This window comes from Enterobacter sp. WPR_3_1, from assembly GCF_003635055.1.
GTDB classification, from domain to species: domain Bacteria; phylum Pseudomonadota; class Gammaproteobacteria; order Enterobacterales; family Enterobacteriaceae; genus Enterobacter; species Enterobacter ludwigii.
The window spans coordinates 671582-681529 of record NZ_RBXU01000009.1 but is presented as its reverse complement, the minus strand read 5'-3'; the positions used below and the strand labels follow the sequence as shown (position 1 = coordinate 681529).

Here is a 9948-nt window from a genome sequence, read left to right as displayed (position 1 = left end):
GCCTGGCGGCTTTAGCGCGGTGGTCCCACCTGACCCCATGCCGAACTCAGAAGTGAAACGCCGTAGCGCCGATGGTAGTGTGGGGTCTCCCCATGTGAGAGTAGGGAACTGCCAGGCATCAAATTTAGCGTGCTGATATGGCTCAGTTGGTAGAGCGCACCCTTGGTAAGGGTGAGGTCCCCAGTTCGACTCTGGGTATCAGCACCACTTTATACTTAGGTTAAAGTTCGGCAAGAAGTAAAAGAATTTGTCTGGCGGCTTTAGCGCGGTGGTCCCACCTGACCCCATGCCGAACTCAGAAGTGAAACGCCGTAGCGCCGATGGTAGTGTGGGGTCTCCCCATGTGAGAGTAGGGAACTGCCAGACATCAAACAAGTGAAGAGGCCATCCGAAAGGATGGCCTTTTTGCGTTATGTTTCCCGGAAAAAGTCAGACCCGGTAAGCGAAACGCCACCGGGCTAAGACACGTTTAATGGATCACTTGTGACAGGAAAGCCCGCGTACGTTCAGATTTAGGATGTGCGAAGAACTCATCCGGCGGTGCCTGCTCAACGATTTCCCCACGATCCATAAAGATCACCCGATCGGCCACGGTTCTGGCAAACCCCATTTCGTGCGTCACACACAGCATGGTCATCCCGGACTGCGCCAGTCCAATCATGGTATCCAGTACCTCTTTCACCATTTCCGGATCCAGGGCGGATGTCGGTTCATCAAACAGCATAATTTTCGGTTTCATACAGAGCGAACGGGCGATAGCCACGCGCTGCTGCTGACCGCCTGATATCTGGCCGGGAAATTTATTGGCGTGCTCTGCGATACGTACCCGTTCCAGGTAGTGCATCGCCAGTGCTTCAGCTTCCTTTTTAGGCATCTTTCGTACCCAAATTGGCGCAAGCGTACAGTTCTGCAGAACGGTGAGATGGGGAAACAGGTTAAAGTGCTGAAACACCATTCCCACTTCCTGGCGCACCCGTTCGATGTTACGAATATCTTCATTCAGCTCGATGCCATCAACAACAATGCGCCCCTGCTGATGTTCTTCAAGGTGGTTAATACAGCGAATGGTCGTGGATTTCCCGGACCCGGAAGGGCCACAAAGAACGATCCGTTCTCCCTGCTTAACCTTGAGGTTAATGTCTTTCAAAACATGAAACTGCCCGTACCATTTATTCACGTTTTCCAGCGTTATCATCGCGTCGGCAGGTGTCATAGTAATCTGGCTCATAATTTCCTCAGTGCGGTGTACGCCCGGTGTTAAAGCGCTTTTCCAGATGCTGGCTATAGCGCGACATGCTAAAACAAAAGATCCAGTAGATCAGAGCAGCAAAGACATATCCCTCGGTGGACATACCCAGCCAGGCAGGGTCAACGGTCGCCTGTTGCACGCTGCTAAAGAGATCGAACAGCCCGATGATGATCACCAGGCTGGTATCTTTGAAGAGGGCAATGATGGTATTGACCAGGCCCGGGATAACCAGCTTGAGTGCTTGTGGCAATATCACCAGTCCCTGCGTTTTCCAGTAGCCAAGCGCCAGTGATTCCGCCGCTTCGTACTGACCTTTAGGCAGAGCCTGCAGGCCCCCACGCACCACTTCCGCAACGTAAGCGGACTGGAAAAGGATGACCCCGACCAGGGCACGGATCAGTTTGTCTATCGTTGTCCCTTCTGCCATAAACAGCGGCAACATGACCGAAGACATAAACAGAACGGTGATAAGCGGTACGCCACGCCAGAATTCAATGAAAATAACGGAAAGCACACGTACGACAGGCATTTTTGAGCGCCGCCCAAGCGCGAGCAAAATACCCCATGGCAGTGCGCCGGCTATCCCAACGGACGCGATAATCAGCGTCAGCGTTAACCCACCCCACTGACGTGTTTCAACACGTTCCAGCCCCAGGAAGCCGCCATACAACAGCACCCAAACAATAATGGGATACACCACTGCCCAACAGGCAATATAACGGCCCCGATGAGGCAGTTTTTTCCAGAACATTACGGCGATGGAGAGCAGCCCGATGGCCAGTGCCAGATTAATCCGCCAGCGCTGTTCATGCGGATACAATCCATACATGAACTGGCCAAAACGCTCATGGATAAACACCCAGCAGGCCCCTGCTTTTGTGCAGTCTGCGCGAGTGGATCCCGACCAGTTAGCCTGTAAAAAAGCCCAGTTCAGCAGCGGTGGAATTAATTCCCACATAAGCCACAAACATACAATTGTCAGCAGGCTGTTACTCCAGCTGGAGAACAGATTCTTACGCGCCCAGAGAATAAAACGTCCGCCTGTCGAACCGGCAGGGCGCGAGGAGTGCGACAGTATCGCTTTTGTCATCATAGATCCTTAGCGCTCGACCAGTGCTATACGACGGTTATAGAGGTTCATCAGCAACGAAATCACCAGGCTGATGATCAGATAGACAGACATTGTGATGGCGATAGTTTCAATGGCTTGTCCGGTCTGGTTAAGCACGGTTCCGGCAAACAGCGACACCATATCGGGGTAACCAATGGCGGCCGCCAGCGATGAGTTTTTGACAATATTGAGGTATTGACTGGTCAGCGGCGGAATGATGACCCGTAACGCTTGCGGAATAATGACCTGACGAAGCGTCACCGTATGGGGTAATCCCAGCGAGCGCGCCGCCTCGTGTTGCCCGTAAGGAACGGCCTGGATCCCCGCACGAATAATCTCGGCGATAAATGCAGAGGTATAAATCGAAAGCGCCAGCGTCAGGGCTGCCAGCTCAGGAATTAAAACCATTCCGCCCTGGAAGTTAAAGCCACGCAGCTGCGGAATATCCCAGTGAAGGGCGGCCCCAAACAGCCAGTGTGTCAGAAGTGGCAGACCAATGATAAGGATGGCGGCGGTTGGCCAGGTTTTACGAAGCTGCCCGGTTTTGAACTGATGCTTGCGGTTATAGCGGAACATGGCGGCTGAGAGAGCAAGCGCTATTACAAGGGCGGCAATGAAGGCATACAACCCTTCACCCGGCTGCGGAGAAGGAATATACAACCCGCGATTACTCAGGAAAAACAGATCAAGAGCGTCAATAGCCTGACGTGGCCCCGGCAGGTTGCGCAGCACGGCAAAATACCAGAAAAAGATCTGCAGCAGCGGCGGGATATTACGGAACGTCTCAATATAAAAAGTAGACAGTTTGCGCAGCAGCCAGTTTTCGGACAGACGTGCCAGACCAATAAAGAAGCCCAGTATGGAGGCAAAGACAATACAAAGTGCAGAGACCAGCAGCGTATTCAGTAAACCGACCACGAACACGCGTCCATACGTGTCGCCTTCCTGATAATCAATAAGGTGTTGAACAATGCCAAACCCCGCGCTGCGATCCAGAAAAGCAAAGCCGGAGGTAATACCGCGATTATTCAGGTTGGTTATAGTGTTATGGATGAGATACACGGCGATAAGAACAACCGCAATAATCGCAATAACCTGGAATAGCCAGGCGCGGACCGCGGGATGAGAAAAGGATAGCGATCCTTTTACGGCTGAGCGGCGATGGGACATAAAGAAACCTCGGTGACCATGACTCTGGGGCGGGCACTGCCTTAACAGTGCCCGTTACAGCAATGACTTAACGTACTGGTGGCGCGTACTGAATACCGCCGTTGTTCCAGAGATTGTTCTGGCCGCGTTTGATCTTCAGAGGGCTTTCCGATCCCACGTTGCGCTCAAAGATCTCAGCGTAGTTACCCACCTGTTTGATGATGTTGTAAGCCCACTTGTTATCCAGCTTCAGATCCTTCCCGAAATCGCCCTCTGTTCCCAGCAGATGAGCCATATCCGGCGTGGACGGTTTAGCGGCTTTCTCGTCGACGTTTTTCGAGTTGATGCCCATCTCTTCGGCATTCAGCATGGCAAACAGCGTCCAGCGAACAATGGAGAACCAGTCTTCATCGCCACGACGCACAACCGGTCCAAGAGGCTCCTTGGAGATCACTTCAGGCAGGACAATCCACTCCGCCGGGTTGCTCAGCTTAATACGCAAGGCGTACAGCTGTGACTGGTCAGAAGCCAGCGTGTCGCAACGACCGGATTCCAGCGCTTTGGCCGATTCATCGGAGCGATCGAATGTCACAGGGGTATATTTCATGTTATTTGCTTTGAAATAATCCGCGACGTTCAGCTCGGTATCGGTACCGGCCTGGATACAAACGGTCGCGCCATCCAGCTCTTTGGCGCTTTTCAGGCCCGCTTTATTGTGGGTCAGGAAACCGATACCGTCATAATAGGTCACGCCAGTAAATGCCATTCCCATGCCTGCATCACGGGAGGAGGTCCAGGTGGTATTACGGGAAAGCATGTCAACTTCGCCAGACTGTAATGCAGTAAAACGTTCTTTCGCCGTCAGCGGGGTATATTTTACTTTACTGTTGTCACCGAAAACGGCGGCGGCGACACCGCGGCAGACATCAACATCAATACCGGTAAATTTGCCGTTTGCATCGGCATAAGAGAAGCCAGGTAAACCGTCACTGATCCCACATTGAACAAACCCTTTCTTTTTAACGGCATCCAGTGTCGTACCCGCATGGGCCTGACCGGCTACAGCAAACAACATGCCCGCGGCGGCCAGGCTGGCTATCATCGTCTTTTTCATAATGCATCCTGTGTGGCGAAATTTATCGTTATAGAGGCGTTTTAAACGCTTTACCTGTCTGTGGCTTTGGCCAACGTTTATAAAGCAAACGTAATGCCAGGTTTTGCGCTCAACAAAATAGGTGACCAATGAACGCATAATGCTGAGTGTAGACAGGGTTAAATAAAGAGAGCGCCCCGAAACGGTGCGAAATTACAACCTGTGCCACAAATCGGAGCAAAACTTTCAGCGGCTATACCTTAAAAAGAAGAGATAGTTTCTGGGGTGAATATTGGCAGGGTATTAAATGTAATTAATATGTGAAAATCATCACGATAGAATATGTAATTTAACGCTGTGCATTAAAAATATGTGACTGTCCGCAGAATGAAATAAACAGTCTGGGTAAAGACGGGGCTATTTTTTTACTTATCTGAAAACGCTGCACTCTTTAAAAGCAAAAGCGCGGACAGAGCCGCGCTTTCTACACAAATGATACGTTCTGATGTTACTTCGTCAGAGCAACGATACCCAGCGTCAAACCTGCCACTGCGGCAGCACCACCGGCGATAGCACCTGCTGTTTCCCAGTTGTCCTGAGTGGTGCCTTTCATACAGGTATTGGTATGAACCAGTCGGCCTTGATCGTCGTATACCGGTACACATGGAGAGTCGTGCGCGCATCCAGCAAGCAGCGCAGCGAGTAGTGCAACGGAAATGAATCTTTTCATGATGTTACCTCAGTATTATTTCTCATTCGCTATACAGCCAGGAGAGCTATTAACGAACTGGAGACTATTTTACCACCGGGATAAGGCAACGTTGCACGGGGAATAATCTCAAATTATGTTGTTTGTAAAAATCGTGGAGAAAAGTCGCTGTCAGGATGAATTAATGGAGAAAATATGAAGACGTAACGCGGCGTTTTTACTTAATGCAAATGGTTAACTATTAATGCTGTGAGTATGACATATCTAATTCATTGTTTATGCTAAAAATAAAAAAGGCACCTGAGGTGCCTTTTTTGAGAAACATTACTCTTTGTGTTTCGTAAACCGGCGCCGGACAACCACAAAGAAGACGGGCACGAAGAAAATGGCCAGAAGCGTTGCGGAAAGCATCCCTCCCATAACACCTGTCCCGACAGCATTTTGCGCGCCGCTCCCGGCTCCTCTGCTGATGACCAGTGGCATCACGCCAAGGATAAAGGCCAGCGACGTCATCAGGATCGGTCGAAGGCGCATTCTGGATGCTTCCAGTGTGGCTTCAATGATCCCTTTACCTTCTTTATCCATCAGATCCTTAGCAAACTCGACGATCAGAATGGCGTTTTTCGCCGACAGACCAATCGTTGTCAGCAGGCCGACTTGGAAATAGACATCATTATTTAACCCGCGAATCGATGCGGCGAGAAGCGCGCCCGTGACACCCAGCGGCACAACCAGCATGACCGAGAAGGGAATAGACCAGCTTTCATAAAGCGCAGCCAGGCACAGGAACACCACAATCAGTGAAATGGCGTACAGGGCAGGTGCCTGGTTACCAGACAGTCGTTCCTGATAAGACATTCCCGTCCAGTCATGGCCGATACCGGAAGGCAGTTTTGCGGCGAGGTTCTCCATCAAGGCCATCGCCTCACCGGTACTTTTACCCGGCGCGGACTCACCGAGGATCTCCATCGAAGGCATTCCGTTGTAGCGCTCCAGGCGAGGCGAGCCATACACCCAGTGCGAGCTGCTAAAGGAGGAGAACGGCACCATTTCACCATTCGCGCTGCGCACGTAGAGGTTGTTGATGTCCCCTGGCAACATACGGAAGTGAGCGTCGGCCTGGACGTACACTTTTTTCACGCGTCCATGATCGATAAAATCGTTCACATAGGTTCCCCCCAATGCCGTCGAGATCGTCTGGTTGACGTCAGAGAGGCTGACGCCCAGCGCCTGTGCCTTCTCCTGGTCGACATCCAGTTTGAACTGTGGGGTATCTTCCAGACCGTTAGGACGAACGCGAACCAGCAGATCGGGGTGCGCTCTCACCATGCCGAGCAGTTGATTACGCGCCTGGGTCAGTTGGGTATGCCCCAGGTTAGCTTGATCAATCAACTCAAAGTCAAAGCCCGTTGCGGTACCCAGCTCGATAATCGCTGGCAGGTTGAACGGGAACACGAGGCCATCTTTAATCTGACTGAAGGCCTTTGTCGCACGCCTTACAATCGCCTCAACGCTATTTTCTGCTCCGGGACGCGCTTCCCAGGGCTTCAGGCTAACGAATGCAATACCGGAGTTCTGACCCTGACCACTAAAGCTAAAGCCGTTCACGGTAAACACCGATTCAACGTTAGCCTTCTCGTTGTTGAGATAATAGTTTTGAACCTGGTCAAGCACCCGCTGGGTTCGCATCTGGGTGGCACCGGCGGGGAGCTGGACCATGGTCATAAATACCCCCTGATCCTCTTCGGGCAGGAAGGAGGTGGGTAAGCGCAGGAACAGTACGGCCATGCCACCGACGATGATGACGTATACCACCAGATAGCGCCCGGTCTTACGCAAAATGCCGCTTACGCTGTTGCTGTAATGCTCCACGCTCCGGTCAAAGAGCGCATTAAACCAGCCGAAGAAGCCACCTTTCTTTTCGTGGCGATCGCTGGAAACGGGCTTAAGCAAGGTGGCGCACAGTGCCGGTGTCAGAATCAGAGCGACCAGCACCGACAGCGCCATAGCCGAGACAATGGTCAGCGAGAACTGACGATAGATGGCTCCCGTTGAGCCGCCAAAAAAGGCCATGGGGATAAAGACCGCCGAGAGCACCATGGCGATACCCACCAGTGCGCCCTGTATCTGCCCCATCGACTTCTGCGTCGCCTCTTTTGGCGGCAGCTTGTCCTCAACCATGACGCGTTCGACGTTCTCAACCACCACGATGGCGTCATCAACCAGCAGGCCAATCGCCAGCACCATACCGAACATGGTCAGGGTGTTGATGGAGAAACCGAACGCCGCCAGGATCGCAAACGTACCCAACAGCACGACCGGCACCGCAATTGTCGGGATAAGCGTCGCCCGCAGGTTTTGCAGGAAAAGATACATCACCAGGAAGACGAGAATGATCGCTTCGAACAGCGTTTTCACCACTTCGTGGATAGAGATCTTCACAAAAGGCGTGGTGTCATAGGGGTAGACTACCTTCAGCCCCTGCGGGAAGAACTGCTGGAGCTGGGCCAGTTTGTTCTTGATGGCGGCGGCCGTGTCCAGTGCGTTTGCACCGGTAGCCAGCTTAATCCCCAGGCCGGTTGCCGCTTGCCCGTTGATTTTGGTGACCATATTGTAGTTTTCGCCACCCAGCTCAATGCGGGCCACATCTTTCAGATGAACCATGGAGCCGTCCTGGTTCACCTTTAGCGTCACGCGGCCAAACTCTTCCGGAGATTTCAGACGCGTTTGTGCAATGATCGAGGCGTTCAACTGCTGCCCCGGTACTGACGGCGTTCCGCCTAACTGGCCGGCCGCTATCTGGTCGTTCTGCGTTTTCAGCTGATTAATCACATCCAGTGGCGTCAGCTGGTATTTGTTCATCGCGTTGCTGTCGAGCCAGATGCGCATCGCATACTGGGCACCAAACAGCTGCACATCACCCACTCCCGTGGTGCGGCTAATGGCATCTTTCACGTTAGATGCGACATAGTCAGAGATGTCATCCTGCGTGAGGTCTTTGTTATCGGAAACAAAGCCTGCGACCAGCAGGAAGCTGCTGCTGGACTTCTCAACACCGATCCCTTGCTGCTGGACCTCTTGGGGGAGCAGCGGCATGGCGAGCTGCAGTTTGTTCTGCACCTGTACCTGCGCAATGTCCGGGTCTGTTCCGGACTGGAAGGTCAGCGTGATGGTGACATTACCTGCGGAATCGCTGGTGGATGACATATACATCAGGTTATCGATACCGTTCATGTTCTGTTCGATAACCTGCGTTACGGTATCCTGCACCGTTTGCGCATCAGCACCCGGATACGTTGCGGTGATAGCCACGGCGGGAGGGGCAATGGTCGGATACTGCGCGATGGGCAGTTTGAGAATAGCCAGCCCGCCTGCAATCATCAAAATGATGGCAAGTACCCAGGCGAAAACCGGCCGTTGGATAAAGAAATTAGCCATGTCGTCGTCCCTTAACCGGCTGGAGTCGTGGTGGTATCAGGCGTCGCGACGACGGTAGCGCCCGGTCTGACTTTTTGTAAGCCGCTGACAATGACGCGGTCGCCATTTTTCAGCCCTTCCGTCACCAGCCAGCGATCGCCAATCGCCTGAGGGGCAACGACGGTACGTGACTCAACCTGGTTTTTATCGTTAACCACCAGAACGGATGCATCACCGCGCGGCGTGCGGGTCACGCCTTGTTGTGGGACCAGAATCGCATCAGGCTGTGTGCCTTCATCAATGCGGGCCCGGACAAACATGCCAGGCAACAGCAGGTGCTGTGGGTTTGGGAAAATCGCGCGCAAGGTGATAGAGCCGGTACTTTCGTCGACCGTGACATCCGAGAACTGCAGCGTACCTTTCAACGGGTAGGGCTGACCATTCTCCATCACCAGCTCAACGGTGCTGGTGGCCTCTCCTTTTTGCAGGCTCGTCTGCTTCAGACGCATAAAATCACTGCTGGACTGGGTGACGTCGACATACATCGGATCAAGCTGCTGAACCGTTGCCAGGGCTGCGGCTTGCCCGTTGGTCACCAGTGCGCCTTCGGTGACGCTGGATTTACCGATGCGACCCTCGACGGGAGACGTCACTTTGGTATAGGCAAGATTAATGCGCGCGCTTTCAACGCCTGCCTGTGCGGCAACGACGCTGGCATCTGCTTGCTGCGCTGTCGCCACGGCCTGGTCGTATTCCTGCTTGCTGACATACTGCGTGCCAACCAGCGTGAGATAGCGTTTTACCGTCAGGTGCGCAATGTTAGCCGCCGCCTGGGCCTTCGCGAGTTCACCTTTCGCGTTGTCATACGCGGCCTGATAGGTGGCAGGATCGATTTGATAAAGTGACTCGCCGGCTTTTACATCACTTCCCTCTGTGAAGTTACGACGCAATATGATGCCGCTCACCTGAGGACGAACCTCCGCAACGCGAAAGGCATCTGTTCTGCCCGGGAGTTCGGTGGTGACAGCCAGAGGGGCGCTTTTCACAATATGCACGCTGACCTGAGGCGCCTGCGGATGCGGTGGTTGGTTTTCCTGACCATCGCATCCAGTGAGCAGTACCGCGCAGACAATAAAACCGGATAAGGGCAAACGTCTGAAATAATTCGTCATTACTGTTCCTTTAAATACCCATGAACCGATATTTGCCGTGAATCGGTA

The 9948-nt window shown here is 52.9% G+C and carries 7 protein-coding genes, 1 tRNA gene and 2 rRNA genes; 3 read left to right on the top strand and 7 right to left on the bottom strand.

Annotation, left to right across the window (positions count from 1 at the left end):
• Nucleotide 1: 1 nt before the first annotated feature.
• From rrf (BJ887_RS11645) to rrf (BJ887_RS11635), 3 genes are all read left to right on the top strand, one after another.
• Nucleotides 2-117, top strand: a 5S ribosomal RNA gene (gene rrf, locus BJ887_RS11645).
• Between the two features lie 14 nt (nt 118-131).
• A tRNA-Thr gene (locus tag BJ887_RS11640) sits at nt 132-207 on the top strand.
• A 43-nt stretch (nt 208-250) separates the two neighbouring features.
• A 5S ribosomal RNA gene (rrf, locus tag BJ887_RS11635) occupies nt 251-366 on the top strand.
• Nucleotides 367-469: 103 nt separating this feature from the next.
• Here the strand turns inward: rrf (BJ887_RS11635) and BJ887_RS11630 are convergent.
• From BJ887_RS11630 to BJ887_RS11600, 7 genes are all read right to left on the bottom strand, one after another.
• Nucleotides 470-1228 (bottom strand): amino acid ABC transporter ATP-binding protein, encoded by a 759-nt coding sequence (locus tag BJ887_RS11630; protein WP_014171880.1) that lies wholly within the window; start codon nt 1226-1228, stop codon nt 470-472.
• A gap of 7 nt (nt 1229-1235) precedes the next feature.
• Nucleotides 1236-2339 (bottom strand): amino acid ABC transporter permease, encoded by a 1104-nt coding sequence (locus tag BJ887_RS11625; protein WP_025202894.1) that lies wholly within the window; start codon nt 2337-2339, stop codon nt 1236-1238.
• 9 nt (nt 2340-2348) lie between these two features.
• Nucleotides 2349-3530 carry an amino acid ABC transporter permease gene (locus BJ887_RS11620; protein WP_014171878.1) on the bottom strand — a complete coding sequence of 394 codons (1182 nt, stop codon included), beginning with the start codon at nt 3528-3530 and terminating at the stop codon, nt 2349-2351.
• 67 nt (nt 3531-3597) lie between these two features.
• Complete coding sequence (locus BJ887_RS11615; RefSeq protein WP_020883493.1) at nt 3598-4623, bottom strand: amino acid ABC transporter substrate-binding protein; 1026 nt, start codon at nt 4621-4623, stop codon at nt 3598-3600.
• 487 nt (nt 4624-5110) lie between these two features.
• Nucleotides 5111-5332 (bottom strand): lipoprotein, encoded by a 222-nt coding sequence (locus BJ887_RS11610; RefSeq protein WP_008502867.1) that lies wholly within the window; start codon nt 5330-5332, stop codon nt 5111-5113.
• Between the two features lie 303 nt (nt 5333-5635).
• Nucleotides 5636-8749, bottom strand: a complete 3114-nt coding sequence (locus tag BJ887_RS11605) for an efflux RND transporter permease subunit (RefSeq protein ID WP_121339892.1) — start codon at nt 8747-8749, stop codon at nt 5636-5638.
• An 11-nt stretch (nt 8750-8760) separates the two neighbouring features.
• The gene (locus BJ887_RS11600) at nt 8761-9900 is read right to left on the bottom strand and encodes an efflux RND transporter periplasmic adaptor subunit (protein WP_025202897.1); all 1140 of its coding nucleotides are present in this window, start codon (nt 9898-9900) and stop codon (nt 8761-8763) included.
• Between the last annotated feature and the right edge of the window lie 48 nt (nt 9901-9948).